The sequence below is a fragment of the Bacillus sp. LR--39 genome (genome assembly GCF_053613335.1).
Window position 1 is genome coordinate 1 of sequence record NZ_JBSIOT010000666.1, and the last position, 807, is coordinate 807.

1 pseudogene is annotated in these 807 nt (G+C 45.7%); it reads right to left on the reverse strand.

The window, feature by feature from the left end:
- Window positions 1–807: pseudogene (gltP, locus tag ACWHAR_RS25700) on the reverse strand (glutamate-aspartate/proton symporter GltP); the annotation flags it as partial.

An 807-nucleotide genomic window follows, 5' to 3' on the forward strand; every position in this document is an offset into this window, starting at 1 on the left:
TCGCCATGTCCATGACGCGGTCAACACCCGCGATAATGGCAACGCCTTCAGCCGGCAGTCCTACAGCATTGGCAGTCGCCAGAAGAACTACAAGCGATCCTGAGGGTACAGCTGCAATGCCTTTACTGGTCATCACAAGCACAAGCATCATGAGCAGCTGCTGGGACAATGTCATGTCTACTTGAAAGGCCTGTGCGAGAAAAATACAAGAAACCGATAAATATAAGCTGGAGCCGTCACAGTTCAATGACAAGCCGGAGGGAACGACAAATGATACCACTCGTTTGGGACAGCCGTATTTCTCCATTCTATCCATCAGCTCAGGGAGAATGGTTTCAGTGCTGGTGGTGGAAAATGCAATTAAAAACAGATCCCATATCATTTTCAATACTTCGAAATACTTAATCTGAAAGATGAGACCGACAAGCGGAAAGAGGACAAAGAGGATCAGGAACAGGCCAAGGAATACGGTGCCAACCAGCTTAAACATAGGGAGGAGGAGTTCAATGCCATATTGGCCCACAGAAGCTGCCATCAGGGCTAACACGCCGATAGGAGCAGTGACCATGACGATTTGCGTGAGCTTGAACATAATCTGAGCGGTAGATTCAAAGAACTTCATTACTGGTTCAGAAGCTTTGCCGATACCAGCTGCGGCGACACCAAATAAAATGGCGAAGAAAATAACGGCAAGCAAATCATTTCTGGCCATGACATCAATAATGTTTGTAGGGATAATATCCAAGACCATTTGCTTGAAATCAACAACTTTGTCTGTGTAGCCTGAAAGTTCATGAATATCTTTTT